Genomic DNA, 18,224 nt, shown 5'->3' with positions numbered 1-18,224 from the left:
AAAGATAACGGGCTCTAAGGTCATGTACTCTATTAACATTCATTATACCATGCTTTCATGGTATATATACAACTAATTCTATGTTTCTCTTACTTAGAACCAATGATCAATCGCATAAGTTCTGAGATGCCCAGGTCGATAACAGCAAAGAAAAGGGCAACAAATATCACTGTCGTAATAACCGTGATCGTATAGCGCGTTAACTCTTTACGTTTAGGCCAGCTGACCTTTCTCATTTCTGATGCAACATTGCGAAAGAATTTAAACATCCGTTAGTAACCTCCAACTAATATCAATACGCAAGACTTCTACACTCTATTTAGTCTCTTTGTGTAGGGTATGAGCATTACATGTATTACAGAATTTCTTTAGTTCTAATCGAACGGCCTGATTACGGTTTCCCGGCACGGAATAATTCCTGGTACCGCATACCGTACAAGCCAGTATTAGTTTAGTAGTCATATATTCCACCTATACTATACATAGTAAGTCCTATCAAAAATAACACGACCACCAAAATGTGTCAATATGGCTTTACATCGTTATTTCGCGAACTTCCAAGTATCGTTCAAGCTTCCGTTTCACTCGCTGTAATGCATTGTCGATGGATTTCACATGGCGGTTCAGCTCTTCTGATATCTCCTGATAGGACTGCCCGTCCAAATAAAGGGCCAGTACTTTCCTCTCAAGATCGCTTAACAGCTGGGCCATCTTATCCTCCATATTATCGAATTCCTCGCGATTGATAATCAGCGCTTCCGGATCCATTACTTTCGCACCTGAAATGACATCTAATAGCGTTCGGTCAGATTCATCATCATAAATGGGTTTATCCAGTGAAACATACGAATTCAGTGGTATATGCTTCTGTCTCGTGGCTGTCTTAATGGCTGTAATGATCTGTCTTGTGATACAAAGCTCTGCAAACGCTTTAAAAGAGGTCAGCTTGTCCTCCTTATAATCACGGATTGCCTTGTACAATCCAATCATACCCTCCTGGACGATATCTTCCTTATCTGCCCCGATTAAAAAATACGAGCGGGCTTTCGCTCTCACAAAATTACGGTATTTCCTGATCAAAAAATCGAGCGCTTCGCTGTGACCCTGATGGACGGCTTCTATGATCTCTTCATCATCCATGCCTTCTAATCGATTATCAAATGCTTCTGTTCTGATGATATTGCTCACACGCATCCCCCCGAGCAAAACAATAGATAGAAATATTATACATTACAGAAAATTCAATCGTCAACCTATCATTGTTCCCCGCGGCGCCATTTTTCGAAAATTTCAGCAACTTCTTCTGATAATTGGATCTTGGAAGCCGGCCTTTTCTCGCTCGAATTCCTTACTTTTCTTTCAATCTTTTTTTCAATGACTTCCACCTCGGTCAAGAGCTCCCTCGCTGATTTGCGAAGGGCTCCCTGCCCAAAGATGGCCCATTGCTCTGTGAAATCAGAAGTGGCTACATGAATCTGCGTTTTAATATTGCTTAATTCAATGGCCAATCTTTCAATTCGTTCATCTGCCGTTTCATTTTCTCTTGTGAAAAGCACTTCCACTTTATAATTTTGATATTTCCGGGCGATTCCCTGTACGTAGTATGCATCAAATACAACAATGACACGGTAGCCCGTATACCCCTGATATTCTGCCATTTGTTCCACCAGGCGGTCTCTCGCTGCGGCTAGGTCCTTATGCTTCAAATCATTCAATTCCGGCCAGGCACCGATTATGTTATAGCCATCCACAAGGAGGATATCCATCTTCCCTATTCTCCCAATGGGTGGCGTTTACGATATACCTCATACATTAAAATACTAGCTGCCACCGAGGCGTTTAGTGATGTAACATGACCAATCATAGGCAACTGAACAAGGAAATCACATTTATCCCGCAAAATACGGCTCATCCCTTTTCCTTCACTGCCAATAATCAGACCGATCGGAAGCGTACCGTCCAGCTGGCGGAAATCCTGCTTCCCCTTCGCATCCGTCCCAGCGATCCAAACACCGCGCTCTTTCAATTCATCCACCGCTCTCGACAGATTCGTCACACGTGCGACGGGAATATGTTCAATCGCTCCAGTGGAAGCCTTGGCTACTGTAGAAGTAAGTCCCACCGCTCTTCGCTTCGGGATGATGATCCCATGGGCACCCGCTGCATCAGCCGTCCTCATGATGGATCCAAGGTTATGGGGATCCTCCAGTTCATCCAGGATCAGAATAAAAGGATCCTCCCCTTTTTGTTCTGCCTTTTGAAATAGATCATCCAGTTCAGCATACTGATAAGCAGCAACGGAAGCGACGACCCCTTGGTGATTCTCCGATACCATCTGCTCGATTTTCTTCTTCGGGACATACTGGACCATGACATTGGATTCCTTGGCAAGTCCGACGATTTGCTGGATCGAGCCTTTTTGAGAACCTTCCGCTATCCAAATCTTATTGATGTCCCTTCCTGACTTTAACGCTTCTATGACAGGATTTCTTCCTCCGATAAAATCTTTACTCATTTCTGTTCCTCCTTTCCTGCCTGGGCTTGTTCAAAAATGATCTTCAACAGTTCCTCTAATCGATCCGTCCGATTAAGTAAAAACAAATATCCAATAAGAGCCTCAAAAGCAGTGCTGTGTTTATACGTCTGTACATCCGTGTTTTTAGGCGTTGTCCCCGATTTCGCATTCCGGCCGCGCTTGACGATCGATATCTCCTCTTCCGATAAGAGGTCCTGATCGAACAGCGTTCTGAGAATGGCCGCCTGCGCTTTAGCAGACACATACTTCGTCGCAGCCCTGTGCAGTTGATTCGGTTTGATCTTCCCCTTGGTCAACAGGAGCTGCCGTACATATGTTTCATATACAGCATCCCCCATATAAGCAAGTGCAAGTGCATTGATTTGTTTCGCATCGATTTGTTCATTTGTCTCGTACAGCATTAAGATCCCCTTTTCCAGCGGGTGCCTTGAGGAGTATCTTCCAAAATGATATCCATATCCTTCAATGTGTCCCGGATCTCATCGGCCAGTTGGAAGTTTCGGTCTTTACGGGCTTGAATGCGCTTTTCGATCATCTCTTCCACTTCTTCGTCCAATATTCCCGCTTCCTGCAACGTCAGACCGAGTACAGAGAAGAAATCTTCAAACTGGTGTAAGAACCCGTCAATGACTTCTGTTGCTGTATTTTTCTCCATCAAGTAATAGTTCGCTTGTCTGGATAGTTCGAATAGAATGGAAATCGCATTTGCCGTATTGAAATCATCGTCCATATCAGCAATGAATTGAGCTTTCAACTCATGGATTTTGTCCAGCCATTCCTGATTATTGTCCGTTAAGTTTGTACTTGATTCCTTGCGATGCTTCAGGTTCTCATACGCTGTTTTGATTCGATCTAAAGAAGTCTCTGCATTCTGCAGAAGCTCAAGATTGTAGTTGATCGGATGACGGTAATGAACGGATAGCATGAAGAAACGAAGTACCTGCGGATCTTGTTCTTTAATAATGTCGTGCACCAATACGAAATTACCGAGTGATTTCGACATCTTCTCGTTATCGATATTAATATACCCATTGTGCATCCAGTAATTGGCGAATGCCTTACCTGTAAGGGCCTCTGACTGGGCGATTTCATTCTCATGATGAGGGAAGGTCAGATCCTGTCCCCCGGCGTGGATGTCGATGGTATCCCCCAAATAGCGCTTAGCCATGGCTGAACATTCAATATGCCAGCCTGGACGTCCCTCACCCCACGGGCTCTTCCAGGAAATCTCCCCTTCTTTCGCCGCTTTCCATAAAACGAAATCAAGGGCATCTTCTTTTTTGTCCCCCACATCGATGCGGGCTCCCGCTTTCAGTTCATCTATCGGTTGATGAGACAGCTTACCGTACCCATCAAACTTTCTGGTACGATAATAAACGTCTCCCTGGGATTCATAGGCATAGCCTTTTTCTACAAGGGCTGAGATGAAATCAACAATGGTGTCAATATTCTCTGTCACTGTCGGATGTACATCGGCTTTCCGGCAACCGAGGGCTCCCGTATCTTCGAAGTAAGCATCGATAAAGCGTTTGGCAATCGTAGGGACATCTTCTCCCAGTTCCTTGGCCGCTCTAATTAATTTATCGTCCACATCCGTGAAGTTAGAGACGAAATGAACATCATATCCCCTGTATTCCAGATAACGTCTCACTGTGTCAAACACAATCGCAGGACGGGCGTTCCCTATATGAATATAGTTATAAACCGTCGGACCGCACACATACATTTTGACCTTACCCTCTTCCAGGGGTTTGAATTCCTCTTTCTGCCTTGTCAGTGTGTTATATAAACGAATCGTCATGATGATTGACTCCTTCCCTCATATTCCCTTAATAATGATTTCAATTCATTCACTTCTTTTTCAAGCTGTTTCATTCGGTCGTTCATCGGATCGGGCAGATCACAGTGATTCAGATCCTTCTGTATCTTCACACCGTCCTGAATGACCACCTTACCCGGGATACCGACTACGGTTGAATTGGGCGGAACATCTTTCAGGACAACGGATCCTGCCCCTACCTTAGAATTTTCCCCAACAACGATCGATCCTAATACTTTTGCACCTGTCGCAATCAACGCATTATCCTGGATCGTCGGGTGACGTTTACCCTTTTCCTTCCCGGTTCCACCGAGGGTGACCCCTTGAAAGAGCGTGACATTGTCTCCGATTTCACACGTCTCTCCTATCACCACACCCATTCCATGATCGATGAAAAAGCGGCGGCCGATCTTAGCTCCGGGGTGAATCTCCACACCGGTGAAGAAACGGCTGACCTGTGAAATGACCCGGGCAATGAAAAAGAATTTCCGTTTAAAAAATGCATGGGCAACACGATGGGCCCAAATGGCATGGAGACCCGAATACGTAAGGATGACCTCCACATAATTCCTCGCAGCCGGATCCTGATCAAACACCACATCTATATCTTCCCTAAACGACTTAAACATTCGGATCCATCCCCCTTCCTTTTTTAAAAAACTGATAACAATAAAAAAACGCCCCTGTCAATAAACTGACAGAGACGCTTGTAGGCGCGGTTCCACTCTGATTGAGAAGACAAACCTTCTCCAACTCGAATCCTGTTAACGGTAGGAAACCGCCTTTACCTACTTTATTTCAGTAACGGGCTCAGAGGTGCATTTCAGAATCGGAGGGGCTTAAACCACTTTCAGCCGGTGATGGTTCTCTCTACTAAGCATCCTTTTCTTACTTCTCCTCATCAACGCGATATCATTTAACGTGATACTCTTACTATATTACAAACCCTTCAAAATGTTAACCTAAAAGACTTTGAAGACGATGTTTAACTGTATCTTTCCCTAAAAGCTCAATGGCATTCGGCAATTCAGGACCGTGTGTCTGGCCTGTAACGGCTACACGGATCGGCATGAACAGCTTCTTCCCTTTATGGCCCGTCGATTTCTGGACAGCTTTGATAGAAGATTTGATTTCTGCCGCTTCGTACGTTTCAAGTGCTTCAATTTCATTCAAGAAAGCTTGAAGGACTTCTGGTACTTGCTCTTCTTCGAGTACCGCTTTCGCCTCTTCATCATATTTAAGATCTGTCTTGAAGAACATTTCGGACAGCTCCACGATTTCAGCACCGAAGCTCATTTGCTCCTGGTATAAAGAAATGACTCTGCTCGCCCACTCGCGCTGTTCATCGGACATGTTCTCATCCAATTTACCCGCACTGATTAAATGAGGGAGGGATAGCTCCACCACTTGAGCCAATTCCAAGTTCTTCATGTACTGATTGTTCATCCATGTAAGCTTCTGATTATCAAACAGGGCAGAAGAAGTGGATAAACGTTCAGGATCAAAGATTTCAATGAACTCCTCTTTCGAAAACAGCTCTTCTTCTCCTTTTGGAGACCAGCCGAGTAGTGCGATGAAGTTGAACAACGCTTCTGGAAGATACCCCAATGCTTCGTATTGCTCGATGAACTGAATGATGCTCTCATCCCGCTTACTCAACTTTTTACGGCTTTCATTGACGATCAATGTCATATGTCCGTAAACAGGTGCTTCCCAACCAAGTGCTTCAAAGATCATCAACTGCTTCGGTGTATTGGAAATATGATCTTCTCCGCGAAGAACATGTGTGATTTTCATCAGATAATCATCCACTGCAACGGCAAAGTTATACGTCGGTGTACCGTCTTTTTTCGCAATGACAAAATCACCGATACCATCTGATTCAAATGAGACATCCTCTTTCACGATATCGTTGAAGGAATATACTTTCCCTGCCGGTACACGGAAACGGATGCTCGGCTTGCGGCCTTCTGCTGCCAATTTCTCCTGATCCTCTTTCGTCAGGTTACGGCATTTACCGGAGTAGCGGGGCATTTGACCAGAGGCTGATTGTGCTTCACGTTCCGCTTCCAGCTCTTCCTCCGTACAGTAACACTTATACGCCTGTCCACTTTCCAGCAGCTCATTTAAATACTGCTCATAAATATGATTACGCTCGGATTGACGATAAGGCCCGTATTCACCCGGCTTATCTGTACTTTCATCCCAGTCGATCCCCAGCCACTGAAGATACTTGAGCTGACTTTCTTCTCCACCTTCGATATTACGTTTCTTATCCGTGTCTTCAATACGGATGATGAACTTTCCACCTGTGCTGCGGGCGTAAAGGTAATTAAATAAAGCGGTTCTTGCATTTCCAATATGTAAATGACCCGTTGGACTCGGGGCATAACGGACGCGTACTTCCTTTGTCATGTATGTTCCTCCTATAATGATTACTCTTTAAAGTCTAAGACCTATTTTAACACCGTTAAGTACGGGAATAAAGCGAATTTCTCCCCTACTTCTTTTTAATCAATATGGTGGTTTGGGCGGCAATCCCCTCGCCTCTTCCGGTAAAGCCAAGCTTCTCGGAAGTAGTGGCTTTCACGTTCACTTCCCCTATATCCGCTTCCAGTAGCGCAGCGATACTTTGTCTCATTTCATCAATATAAGGAGCCATCTTAGGCTTCTGGGCAATGATCGTGCAATCGATATTCCCTAATTCATAGCCTTCCTTTTTCACAAGGGCCCATACGTGCTGGAGAAGCTTTGCCGAATCAGCATCCTTGAACTCCGGGTCTGTGTCAGGAAAATGCTTCCCGATATCCCCGGCCGCAATGGCACCCAGACACGCATCCGCTACAGCATGTAACAGGACATCTGCATCAGAGTGCCCCAATAGTCCCTTTTCATACGGAATCGTAATCCCCCCCATGATAAGGGGTCTCCCTTCCACTAACTGATGAACATCAAATCCTTGTCCGATCCTAAACATGTTTCTCTCCTCCACTCATTTCCTCTCGCTTCTTCAAAATCGCCTCGGCAAAATATAAATCCTCAGGGGTTGTCAGTTTAATATTGTCATAATCACTTTCAACGACAGCGACCTCAACATCAGACCTTTCCACCAGTGAAGCATCATCTGTACCGAGGAAACCATCTTGATCGGCTTCTTTATGTGCCTGTGTTAAAACGGAAACGCGAAAAGCTTGTGGGGTCTGAACCATCCACAAGCTTGAGCGTTCAATCGTTTCCTCGACTTCGCCATCCAGTACTTTCTTGATCGTATCTTTAACAGGAACCGCCGCAATGGCAGCCCCTGTTGAATATGTCTTTTCGACTAATTGGTGAATCGTGGATTCTTTAATAAATGGTCTTGCTCCGTCATGTACCAGAACAATCTCATGATCAACCTCAAGCAATGCATTGTATACACTATGCTGTCTTTCTTCCCCACCATCGACAAGCTTCACGACCTTCTTGATGCCGTAGCGCTCCAAGAGTCCTTGAAACACTTGTCGCTCTGAAGGATGGATGGCTAAATAGATTCCCTTACAAAGGATGTCATGCTCGAACACACGCAATGTATGAATGATGACAGGACAGCTATTCAACTCAAGGAGCAGTTTGTTTTTGCCCGCTTTCATCCGTTTTCCCTGCCCTGCAGCCGGAATGATCACTACATATTCCATAATATAACTCCTTTAACACACAAGTAATACTATTCATTATACCTTACTGCATCAATGGAGTCAGGCTGCAAACCGTTTTCTTACAGTGCTTTTTCCAGTTGCTTCGGTTTCGCAAAGATCATCCTGCCTGCAGATGTCTGAAGAACGGATGTGACAAGGACATCGATATACTTACCGATGTAATTACGCCCTTCTTCCACGACGATCATCGTACCATCATCCAGGTAAGCAATTCCCTGGTTATGCTCCTTACCATCTTTGATGACCTGTACCTTCAATTCTTCTCCAGGAAGAACAACCGGCTTGACGGCGTTGGCCAGGTCATTGATGTTCAATACTTGTACACCTTGAAGGTCACATACTTTATTCAGGTTGAAATCATTCGTTACAACGATACCATTCGTAAGCTTCGCTAATTTCACAAGCTTCGAATCCACTTCCTGAATTTCCTCGAAGTCCCCTTCATAAATCTGGACCTCAACAGGAAGCTCTTTTTGGATGCGGTTTAAAATATCCAGACCCCGGCGTCCGCGATTTCGTTTCAATACATCGGAAGAGTCGGCAATATGCTGGAGCTCTTCCAGTACGAATTGCGGAATCACCACGATTCCTTCTAAAAATCCTGTTTGACAGATATCCGCGATACGGCCGTCAATGATCACACTCGTATCCAATATCTTAAGGGTCTTCACACCCTCTTCATCCAAATCCTCTTCCGACCCTTTTTTCTTACCTCGGTTTGCCGTGCCGAATAGATTGACCAATTCGTCCCTTTTCTTAAATCCAACCTGGAACCCTAAATATCCAAGAAGCAATGTTAATAGAATGGGAATCACCGTATTGACGATCGGAATCTCCATTTGATTGAAGGGGATCCCAAACAAATACGCAACAAATAAACCGATAATCAGGCCTAAACTGCCAAATAACAAATCCGTTACCGGTGCCTTTACCAAGCTATCTTCAAACCACTTGACGAAATTGACGACATACTCGACTGCCCAAAACGTAAGAATATAAAAAATGATGGCACCAAATATAGCAGTCATATAAGGGTTATTAATTAAAGGAATGTCCGATAGATTTATGACGGTAAATAATTCGGGAAGTAGAAATATCCCAAGTGTTCCCCCGACAATGAGGAAGCACGCTTGAACGATTCTTTTTAACATTCCCTCACCTCCTCCTACTCATTATAAACAATTTACTATTTTTGAAACGTCTAAGGCCTTGAAAATTTGAATTTAATACAACGGATACGATTTTGATACACTTATCCCAGCTTACTAGCTTCCTTACATGAAGGCTAACACGTCTAAATCGAACTGTCAATTTTTTGAAAATGATACAATTATCCCATTTCTGCCATATATAGGCCTCTCTGCCTACAGCTGTCGATCTGCAAACGTCTGTTCCTTAATCAGTTTTAACCCCTCTTTGATTTTCCTTGCCCTTACTTCACCGATCCCTTCGACTTCATCCAAATCATCGACTGAAGCCCTCACTACATGGTGGAGGGTTTCAAATCTCGTGATAAGATTTTCAATGATGACGATCGGCAGACGGGGGATCTTATTCAACACGCGGTATCCTCGGGGATAAATCGCATCATCATGGTGAACATATCCGTGGTATCCCAGTAATTTTAATAAGACATTATCCTCTAACACTTCAGAGTGAACAAGCTCCTGGAATTTATAGAGAAGTTCGAACGGTTTGATGTTCCTTTCCTGGGAATAGTCCCTGATGATGAGCATCGCCTCATCCTCAATATCCGCCAACAGTTCATTCATCTGAAGGCGGATCAATCTGCCCTCGACACCGAGCTCGCTGAGATACGTCAATAGCTCATTCTTGATCCTGAGAACCATCTCGAAGCGGTGAAGAACCTGCAGTAAGTCGCTTTGGGTGACAAGCTCCTCAAACTCAAGGACGGATAAATTAGAAATGCTTTGATCGAGAACCACCTTATATTTCTCCAAGGTTTGGATCGCCTGGTTGGCTTTCGTCAAGATGACAGAGATGTCCTTTAGTGCATATCGGAAATTCCCTTGATACAGGGTGATGACGTTTCTCCGTTGAGAGATGGCAATGACAAGGGCATTTGTTTGCCTCGCAACCCGCTCTGCCGTCCGATGTCTCATACCCGTTTCAGTGGAAGGCACGTACACATCAGGAGCCAACTGTGCATTCGCCAAAATGATCTTCGTTCCCGCTTCATTCAGGATGATGGCCCCATCCATCTTGGCCAGTTCATACAGATAGCTGGGAGAGAATGCACAATTGATATGAAAGCCCCCGTCCAGAACAGACTTCACCTTATCATTGTACCCAACAACAATAAGTCCCCCCGTATTGGCTCTCAGCACATTATCAATGCCGTCCCTGATCGGGGCACCCGGAGCAACGAATTGCAGTATATCCGACATGGACTTATCTCTTGCCTTCTTATCTTCCATTTCTTATCCTCCTAAAATAATTGACAGTGCTTCATTAATATTCGATACCCCTTTGACCTCTATATCAGAAGGAGGCTGCCATCCGCTTAAGTTATTCTGGGGAATAATCACTCTCTTAAACCCTAACTTGGCTGCTTCCTGTACGCGCTGCTCAATTCTTGATACCCTTCTGATCTCACCTGTTAAACCGACTTCACCGATAATGCAATCATGGGCACTGGACGCTCTGTCACGAAAACTGGAAGCGATACTTGCAGCAACGGCCAAATCAATCGCCGGTTCATCCAGTTTCACCCCGCCAGCCACTTTCAGATACGCATCTTGCTGTTGCAAGAGCATGCCTGCACGCTTTTCCAACACAGCCATGATCAGTGAAACCCGGCTATGATCAATCCCTGTTGCCATCCTTCGGGGGTTGTTAAAACTGGTTGGGGTCACAAGAGCTTGAATCTCCACAAGAACCGGCCTCGTTCCTTCCATCGAGGCAACGACCGTTGAACCCGCCGCACCTTGTGAGCGCTCTTCCAGGAATATCTCAGACGGATTGGCCACTTCCTCAAGGCCCAATTCCTTCATTTCAAAAATCCCCATCTCATTCGTAGATCCGAAACGGTTCTTCACCGCTCTTAAAATACGATAGGAGTGGTGACGTTCCCCTTCAAAATACAGTACGGTATCGACCATATGCTCCAATAATCTAGGTCCTGCAATCGAGCCTTCCTTGGTAACATGCCCTACAATAAAGATGGCAATGCCCTTTGTTTTCCCGATTCTCATCAGTTCTGCCGTACACTCCCTTACCTGGGATACGCTTCCGGGAGCAGACGTCACATCAGGATGAAAGACTGTCTGAATCGAGTCGATGATGACGAAATCCGGTGAGATTTGCTCAATCGTTTGATGAATCAGCTCAAGATTTGTTTCCGCAAATATATATAAATCATCTGATTTCACATGCAGTCGATCTGCCCGCAGCTTGGTTTGCTTGATGGATTCCTCTCCGGAAATGTATAATACCTTCTGCTTCTGATCAGCAAGCTGGGCCGAAACCTGCAACAACAAAGTGGATTTTCCGATCCCCGGGTCTCCACCAATCAATATCAGCGACCCTGGTACTACTCCTCCCCCAAGCACCCGGTTCAACTCTTTCGACTCGGTCAATACCCTTGGCTCCTGCTTGGTTTCAATGGAGATCAGCTTCTCTGCTTTAGATGGACCGGTATTTTCTGAGTGCATAAACGACGTCCGGGGTTTCTTCCCTGTCATTTCAACCTCTTCCACCATCGTATTCCACTCGTTACACCCCGGACATTTCCCCATCCATTTAGCAGACTCATATCCACAAGATGAACACACAAACTTAGTCTTTTTCTTTGCCAATCTATTCTTCCCCTCTATTATCCTATTTGTACTCTTAACTATTCACGATAATACCATTTGGAATGATTGTATCGGTTTTATGTACTAGATTCAATTGAAAAGCGGAGCCGGCTTGGTCAGGCCCGACAAGCATAAGACGAGCTCGCTGAAAAGGCGGTCTTTGCCTTTTTGGCGAGATTGACTTATGACCTCGAGGGACTAGCCGGCGGAGCTAGACAATCAGAAAAGCGGAGCCGGCTTGGGTAGAGGCGACAAGCATAAGACGAGTGAACCGGAAAGGCGCCCTTTGCCTTTTTGGTTCAATTGCCTTATGACCTCGAGCCTCTAGCCGGCGGAGCTAGACAATCAAGAAAAGCGGAGCCGGCTTGGTCAGGCCCGCCCACCACGTAAGGTAACCATTATGATAAAAGAGGTACACGAAAAACATATACGTGTACCTCTTCATCATCCTTGCTATTATGTCGGTGTATTGGCTGCTTCCTCTTCTTTAACCTTTACAACAAATTCACTATCTTCTACGTCGATCAAAATATTCTGTCCTGTCAGCACTTTTCCTCTTAACAATTCTTCCGACAGTTTATCCTCAACATATTTCTGGATAGCGCGACGGAGAGGTCGTGCACCGTATTCAGGATCAAATCCTTCATCTGCTATCTTCTCTTTGGCAGCAGGTGAAAGCTCTAAATGAATATCCTGCTCTTTCAAGCGGGTTGTCAATTGGTTCGACATCAATGTCACAATCTCTTTCAAGTGGTCTTTTTCAAGGGAATGGAACACGATGATTTCATCGATACGGTTAAGGAATTCAGGTCGGAAAGCACGTTTCAGCTCTTCCATGACCTTTCCTTTCATATCTTTGTAATCCTGTTTTCCGTCCTGAATATTGAACCCTACGTATTTATTGCTCTTAAGGGACTGTGCACCAACGTTTGAAGTCATGATCAGGACTGTATTCCTGAAGTCTACCGTTCTTCCTTTAGAGTCTGTTAAACGGCCATCCTCTAAAACTTGAAGGAGAATATTGAATACATCCGGATGTGCTTTTTCAATTTCATCTAAAAGAACGACCGAATATGGCTTGCGGCGAACCTTTTCCGTTAACTGACCGCCTTCCTCGTATCCCACATATCCTGGAGGTGAACCGACCAAACGGGAGGTCGAATGCTTTTCCATGTACTCGGACATATCAATGCGGATCATCGCATCTTCATCACCGAACATGGACTCTGCAAGTGCTCGTGCCAATTCCGTTTTCCCGACTCCAGTAGGTCCTAAGAAAATGAAGGAACCGATCGGACGCTTCGGATCTTTCAAGCCGGCCCGTGCACGGCGCACGGCTTTCGAAACCGCAACGACTGCTTCTGATTGCCCGATGACTCTGGAATGAAGGATTTCCTCTAATTTGAGTAAGCGATCCGTTTCCGTTTGAGCCAATTTCGATACCGGTACTCCCGTCCAGTTCGAAACAACCTTCGCAATATCTTCAACAGTCACTTCTGTATTTTCCTGTCCTTGCTTTTCTTTCCATGTGTTCTTTGTTTCTTCCAGCTCTTCACGAAGCTTTTGTTCTGAATCTCTTAGAGAAGCTGCTTTTTCAAATTCCTGGCTCTGAACCGCTGCATCCTTCTCTTTGCGGATTTCTTCCAGCTTTGCTTCAAGCTCTTTCAAGTTTGGCGGCGTCGTATAAGAACGTAAGCGCACCTTGGAACCTGCTTCATCAATTAAATCGATGGCCTTATCCGGTAGGAAGCGGTCTGAAATATAGCGATCAGAAAGCTTCACTGCAGCATCAATCGCTTCATCCGTAATCGACACGCGGTGATGAGCCTCATAACGATCACGTAATCCTTTAAGGATTTGGATGGACTCTGAAGCTGTCGGCTCATTGACTTGGATTGGTTGGAAACGGCGCTCTAGCGCTGCATCTTTTTCAATATATTTACGGTACTCATCTAATGTCGTGGCACCGATACACTGCAATTCCCCACGTGCAAGAGATGGCTTTAAGATATTCGATGCATCGATCGCACCTTCCGCCCCTCCTGCTCCGATTAACGTATGGAGCTCATCGATGAAGAGGATGATGTTACCCGCCTGACGGATTTCATCCATGACCTTCTTCAGTCGGTCCTCGAATTCCCCGCGGTATTTCGTACCGGCTACAACTGTACCCATATCAAGGGTCATCACGCGTTTGTCGCGCAGGATTTCAGGCACTTCATTGGCGATGATCTGTTGTGCGAGGCCTTCTGCGATTGCAGTCTTACCTACTCCGGGCTCACCGATCAACACCGGGTTGTTTTTCGTACGACGACTCAGCACTTCAATGACGCGCTGAATTTCCTTGCTTCGACCAATGACCGGATCTAAGCTGCCTTCACGTGCAATGGCTGTCAAATCACGGGCTAAGCTGTCAAGTGTAGGTGTATTGGCATTGGCGTTGCCTCCACCCTGATGGTTGCTTGAATCATTGCTTCCAAGCAATTGCAATACCTGCTGTCTCGCTTTATTCAAGCTCACACCAAGATTACCGAGTACCCGGGCTGCCACTCCTTCACCCTCGCGGATCAACCCTAGTAAAATATGTTCCGTTCCAACATATGAGTGACCCAGCTTACGGGCTTCATCCATGGAAAGTTCAATCACTTTCTTTGCACGAGGTGTGTAATGGATTGTTTGAGATTTCTCGGTTCCTTTCCCGATTAACCCTTCAACTTCCTTCTGGATCTTTTCAGGGCTCAGTCCCAATGCCGTAAGTGCCTTGGCAGCGATTCCTTCACCTTCGCGGACAAGTCCCAATAAAATATGTTCAGTACCAATATTACTGTGCGACAAACGAATCGCTTCTTCTTGAGCTAATGCCAATACTTTTTGGGCTCTTTCTGTAAATCGACCAAACATCATATTATTTTTCCTCCTCACATGTATCTTTATCTAACTTAATTCGCTCCCGAATCAAAGAAGACCTTCTTATATCTCGTTCATTTGGTCTCAGTGGACCTCCAGAATATTGTTGTAAAAAACCAGGTTGGGTTAAAATCATTAGTTCATTCAATATATTCTTAGATATCACTTTGATGTATCCTAAATCAATTCCAAGCCTGACATCCGATAAACATTTCGCAGCTTCCTTGGACTCAATGATCCTGCTATGCTCCAGCACCCCTAGAGAACGGAAGATCCTATCCTCTAATTGTATGTTTGACGTTTGAACTAATGCGTCCCTTGCCGATTGCTCTTTTTCAATGATCTGCTTCACAACGCTTAACAAATCTTCTACGATATCTTCTTCCGACTTACCAAGTGTCGTTTGATTGGAGATTTGAAAGATGTTCCCCAGCGCTTCGCTGCCTTCTCCGTAAATCCCTCTCACCACTAACCCCAGTTGATTGATGGCGGGAATGATACGGTTTAACTGCTGCGTCAACACCAGTCCCGGCAAATGCATCATGACGGAAGCCCTGAGACCCGTCCCCACGTTGGTAGGACAAGTCGTTAAGTAGCCATGCTTCTCATCAAACGCAAAGTCAAATTCACTTTCAAACCAATCGTCGATCTGATTGGCTTTCTGTAAAGCTTCCTTCAATTGCAGACCTGGATATAAACACTGTATTCGAATATGGTCTTCTTCGTTTACCATTATGCTAATATCTTCCTCACTTGATAAAAGGACAGCTCCATAATTCGTTTCCTCTGCCAAATTCGGACTTATAAGGTGTTTCTCCATTAATACCCTCTTTTGGAGAGGCTGAATCTCACTTGTAGGTAAAAATTCTAATTCTCCTAAATTCTTCGGGTATGATGTGAGCTTCTCCCTTACCCGATCCACGATTTCCCTGGCTTCCTCTGAAGAATAAAGTGTGGAAAAACGGAAGTCTGTCAGATTCCTCGCAAGCCTTACCCTGGAGCTGAGGACAATATCCGAATTCGGTCCCTCTTCACTCATCCAGGAACTGACGGCATTACTCAAGAACTTCTCAAGACTCATTCTTTATCGCCTCCCTCTTTCTTTATCTCCTTTTCCAGGGAGCGGATTTCGTCTCGGATCTCGGCTGCTTTCTCAAACTCTTCATCCGCAATCATAGCTTGCAATTCAGACTTCAACTGTAAAACCTTCTTTTTCACATGGATGGCTCCGCCCATACGCTCCGGAACCTTTCCATGATGCTCGACATTGCCATTATGAACACGCTTTAATAATGGAGTGAGTTCATCTTTAAACGTCTCATAACAATGGGCACAGCCGAAGCGTCCCACATTAATGAACTGATGAATCGTCATTTTACATTTTTCACACTGCAAAACTTCTGTCTTAGGAATCTCGGTTTCCTTTGCCTGCTTAAATGCAGGAGCTATATTTAGAAGACCTGCCAATAGATTGTTCACTGAAAAGCCGGGAGAAGAATCAAACATAAACATCTCACCCTTATCCTGAGCGCATTGCTCACATAAGTGAACCTCTGTCTTTTCCCCGTTTACCACCTTGGTAAAATGAAGGGTCGCAGGTCTTTCGTTACACTCTTGACAAACCATCCCATTCACCTCTTTAACCCTTACTCATACTTCAATGTATCCAGCATGGCTCTAAGCATTCTTCCTCTCAGGATATCCCGTTCCGGTAATTCGACCATGATGACCGATCGATCCATCACACTCAGCATGATCTTGGCTTCTCTTTCGGAAATGATCTCTTCTTCCACTAACCGAAAAACAATATCAGCTGCCGTATTCTGACTGATCGTTTGTGTAATCAATGCCACTAACTGGTCGATCAAGTGAACCTGATCGTGGGCCTTCACCTTCATGATCCGGATGTATCCACCGCCGCCACGTTTGCTTTCTACTACATACCCTCGTTCTACAGTAAAGCGGGTATTAATCACATAATTAATTTGAGAAGGAACACATTGAAACTTATCAGCGATCTCGCTTCTTTTAATCTCGACTATCTCACTTTCACTCAGTTCTAACACATTCTTTAAATAATTTTCAATGATGTCGGATATGTTCCTCATCAAACCTCCTCCTCATTTTGACTTTGACTATATTTGACTATAATTATACAACCGCGTTTTAAACTTTGCAATTATGAAGTTTGACCTTAGAAGTTTTCCTGTTTAAGGAAGGTTTTAAACGTGTGAATATGAGATTGTTGGATAGAAATTTGGAAATGGGGCACTGGGTGAGTGTGAGTATTGTGGATGGGGAGTGGTTCTATGAGGGTTTTTGATTGGTGGTTTGGAATACCGGATTAAATGTTTATGATGGGTGAGGGAGTTGATGATTTCATATGGACAATCACATCGATAGATAATGAAAGTGATCTCATTACTACAAATACTGATATATTGACTGTTGATATGAGTGTGGCTTTTAAGAAATTCGTGGGAATTGCGTCGTTTTTCATTTTTTTGCGTCATTTCGAAGGATGATTGCGTTATTTTTTAATTTTTTGCGTCATTTTTTCGTTTATTGCGTTTTTTACCATATAATACCATAAACAGACTCACCATACGTCCATTTAAAACAATCAACCAAAAAAGAGTAACTCCTAAGAGCTACTCTTTCTTCACATTTGCCTGGCGACGTCCTACTCTCACAGGGGGAGATCCCCCAACTACCATCGGCGCTGAAGAGCTTAACTTCCGTGTTCGGCATGGGAACGGGTGTGACCTCTTCGCCATTATCACCAGACGACTATTCAATTGAAGGATTGTTCCTTCAAAACTAGATAAAGGATTGATGTCAAGAAAGCCGAATATCGACCAATTGTTGTTCATATAAATATGACTTTTTGTGGTTAAGTCCTCGATCGATTAGTATCAGTCAACTCCACATGTCGCCATGCTTCCATCTCTGACCTATCTACCTAGTCATCTTCTAGGGATCTTACTCACTTACGTGATGGGAAATCTCATCTCGAGGGGGGCTTCATGCTTAGATGCTTTCAGCACTTATCCCTTCCGCACATAGCTACCCAGCGATGCCTTTGGCAAGACAACTGGTACACCAGCGGTGCGTCCATCCCGGTCCTCTCGTACTAAGGACAGCTCCTCTCAAATTTCCTGCGCCCACGACGGATAGGGACCGAACTGTCTCACGACGTTCTGAACCCAGCTCGCGTACCGCTTTAATGGGCGAACAGCCCAACCCTTGGGACCGACTACAGCCCCAGGATGCGATGAGCCGACATCGAGGTGCCAAACCTCCCCGTCGATGTGGACTCTTGGGGGAGATAAGCCTGTTATCCCCGGGGTAGCTTTTATCCGTTGAGCGATGGCCCTTCCATGCGGAACCACCGGATCACTAAGCCCGACTTTCGTCCCTGCTCGACTTGTAGGTCTCGCAGTCAAGCT

18 protein-coding genes, 2 rRNA genes and 1 other annotated feature (1 of these 21 running past the window's edge) are annotated in these 18,224 nt (G+C 44.9%); all 20 genes read right to left on the bottom strand.

What is annotated here, in order from left to right:
• Positions 1 to 89: 89 nt before the first annotated feature.
• A complete protein-coding gene (secE, locus tag M1J35_RS03365; RefSeq protein ID WP_034766010.1) occupies positions 90 to 269 on the bottom strand; it encodes a preprotein translocase subunit SecE in 180 nt (59 codons plus the stop codon).
• A 46-nt stretch (positions 270 to 315) separates the two neighbouring features.
• A complete protein-coding gene (gene rpmG, locus M1J35_RS03360) occupies positions 316 to 462 on the bottom strand; it encodes a 50S ribosomal protein L33 (protein ID WP_224522353.1) in 147 nt (48 codons plus the stop codon).
• A 72-nt stretch (positions 463 to 534) separates the two neighbouring features.
• Positions 535 to 1,140: an RNA polymerase sporulation sigma factor SigH gene (gene sigH / locus M1J35_RS03355; protein ID WP_229597131.1), complete on the bottom strand. Its 606-nt coding sequence runs from the start codon at positions 1,138 to 1,140 to the stop codon at positions 535 to 537.
• Between the two features lie 116 nt (positions 1,141 to 1,256).
• Positions 1,257 to 1,766, bottom strand: a complete 510-nt coding sequence (locus tag M1J35_RS03350; RefSeq protein ID WP_224522355.1) for an NYN domain-containing protein — start codon at positions 1,764 to 1,766, stop codon at positions 1,257 to 1,259.
• 5 nt (positions 1,767 to 1,771) lie between these two features.
• Positions 1,772 to 2,515 (bottom strand): 23S rRNA (guanosine(2251)-2'-O)-methyltransferase RlmB, encoded by a 744-nt coding sequence (gene rlmB / locus M1J35_RS03345; protein ID WP_034766014.1) that lies wholly within the window; start codon positions 2,513 to 2,515, stop codon positions 1,772 to 1,774.
• On the bottom strand, positions 2,512 to 2,937 hold the full coding sequence (locus M1J35_RS03340; RefSeq protein WP_034766015.1) for a Mini-ribonuclease 3: 426 nt from the start codon (positions 2,935 to 2,937) through the stop codon (positions 2,512 to 2,514). The genes rlmB and M1J35_RS03340 overlap by 4 nt, the downstream gene beginning before the upstream one ends.
• Complete coding sequence (cysS, locus tag M1J35_RS03335) at positions 2,937 to 4,337, bottom strand: cysteine--tRNA ligase (protein ID WP_254652763.1); 1,401 nt, start codon at positions 4,335 to 4,337, stop codon at positions 2,937 to 2,939. Before cysS ends, M1J35_RS03340 begins: the two co-directional genes overlap by 1 nt.
• Positions 4,334 to 4,984 carry a serine O-acetyltransferase gene (gene cysE / locus M1J35_RS03330; RefSeq protein ID WP_254652762.1) on the bottom strand — a complete coding sequence of 217 codons (651 nt, stop codon included), beginning with the start codon at positions 4,982 to 4,984 and terminating at the stop codon, positions 4,334 to 4,336. The genes cysS and cysE overlap by 4 nt, the downstream gene beginning before the upstream one ends.
• A 67-nt stretch (positions 4,985 to 5,051) precedes the next feature.
• Positions 5,052 to 5,269, bottom strand: a binding site (T-box leader).
• A gap of 43 nt (positions 5,270 to 5,312) precedes the next feature.
• On the bottom strand, positions 5,313 to 6,770 hold the full coding sequence (gltX, locus tag M1J35_RS03325; protein WP_254652761.1) for a glutamate--tRNA ligase: 1,458 nt from the start codon (positions 6,768 to 6,770) through the stop codon (positions 5,313 to 5,315).
• 85 nt (positions 6,771 to 6,855) lie between these two features.
• Positions 6,856 to 7,332 (bottom strand): 2-C-methyl-D-erythritol 2,4-cyclodiphosphate synthase, encoded by a 477-nt coding sequence (gene ispF / locus M1J35_RS03320; protein WP_229597117.1) that lies wholly within the window; start codon positions 7,330 to 7,332, stop codon positions 6,856 to 6,858.
• Entirely contained in the window at positions 7,325 to 8,029 is a 705-nt protein-coding gene (gene ispD / locus M1J35_RS03315; RefSeq protein ID WP_254652760.1) for a 2-C-methyl-D-erythritol 4-phosphate cytidylyltransferase, read from the bottom strand. Before ispD ends, ispF begins: the two co-directional genes overlap by 8 nt.
• A gap of 80 nt (positions 8,030 to 8,109) precedes the next feature.
• Positions 8,110 to 9,201, bottom strand: coding sequence for a PIN/TRAM domain-containing protein (locus M1J35_RS03310; protein WP_060674161.1), 1,092 nt, complete (start codon positions 9,199 to 9,201; stop codon positions 8,110 to 8,112).
• A gap of 213 nt (positions 9,202 to 9,414) precedes the next feature.
• Positions 9,415 to 10,488: a DNA integrity scanning diadenylate cyclase DisA gene (disA, locus tag M1J35_RS03305; RefSeq protein WP_034766024.1), complete on the bottom strand. Its 1,074-nt coding sequence runs from the start codon at positions 10,486 to 10,488 to the stop codon at positions 9,415 to 9,417.
• A gap of 3 nt (positions 10,489 to 10,491) precedes the next feature.
• Positions 10,492 to 11,868: a DNA repair protein RadA gene (gene radA, locus M1J35_RS03300; protein ID WP_034766026.1), complete on the bottom strand. Its 1,377-nt coding sequence runs from the start codon at positions 11,866 to 11,868 to the stop codon at positions 10,492 to 10,494.
• A gap of 456 nt (positions 11,869 to 12,324) precedes the next feature.
• A complete protein-coding gene (gene clpC / locus M1J35_RS03295; RefSeq protein ID WP_254652759.1) occupies positions 12,325 to 14,772 on the bottom strand; it encodes an ATP-dependent protease ATP-binding subunit ClpC in 2,448 nt (815 codons plus the stop codon).
• Position 14,773: 1 nt separating this feature from the next.
• Positions 14,774 to 15,856 (bottom strand): protein-arginine kinase McsB, encoded by a 1,083-nt coding sequence (locus M1J35_RS03290; protein WP_079534447.1) that lies wholly within the window; start codon positions 15,854 to 15,856, stop codon positions 14,774 to 14,776.
• Complete coding sequence (locus M1J35_RS03285) at positions 15,853 to 16,401, bottom strand: protein-arginine kinase activator protein McsA (RefSeq protein ID WP_224522363.1); 549 nt, start codon at positions 16,399 to 16,401, stop codon at positions 15,853 to 15,855. Before M1J35_RS03285 ends, M1J35_RS03290 begins: the two co-directional genes overlap by 4 nt.
• A 20-nt stretch (positions 16,402 to 16,421) precedes the next feature.
• Positions 16,422 to 16,883, bottom strand: a complete 462-nt coding sequence (locus M1J35_RS03280) for a CtsR family transcriptional regulator (RefSeq protein ID WP_034766034.1) — start codon at positions 16,881 to 16,883, stop codon at positions 16,422 to 16,424.
• A gap of 562 nt (positions 16,884 to 17,445) precedes the next feature.
• Positions 17,446 to 17,562: ribosomal RNA gene (rrf, locus tag M1J35_RS03275) — 5S ribosomal RNA — on the bottom strand.
• 102 nt (positions 17,563 to 17,664) lie between these two features.
• Positions 17,665 to 18,224: ribosomal RNA gene (locus M1J35_RS03270) — 23S ribosomal RNA — on the bottom strand; it runs 2,377 nt beyond the window's last position.

Source organism: Rossellomorea sp. KS-H15a (genome assembly GCF_024195245.1).
Classification (GTDB): domain Bacteria; phylum Bacillota; class Bacilli; order Bacillales; family Bacillaceae_B; genus Rossellomorea; species Rossellomorea vietnamensis.
The sequence above is the reverse complement of the archived record's forward strand: the minus strand, read 5'-3'. Positions and strand labels throughout refer to the sequence as shown.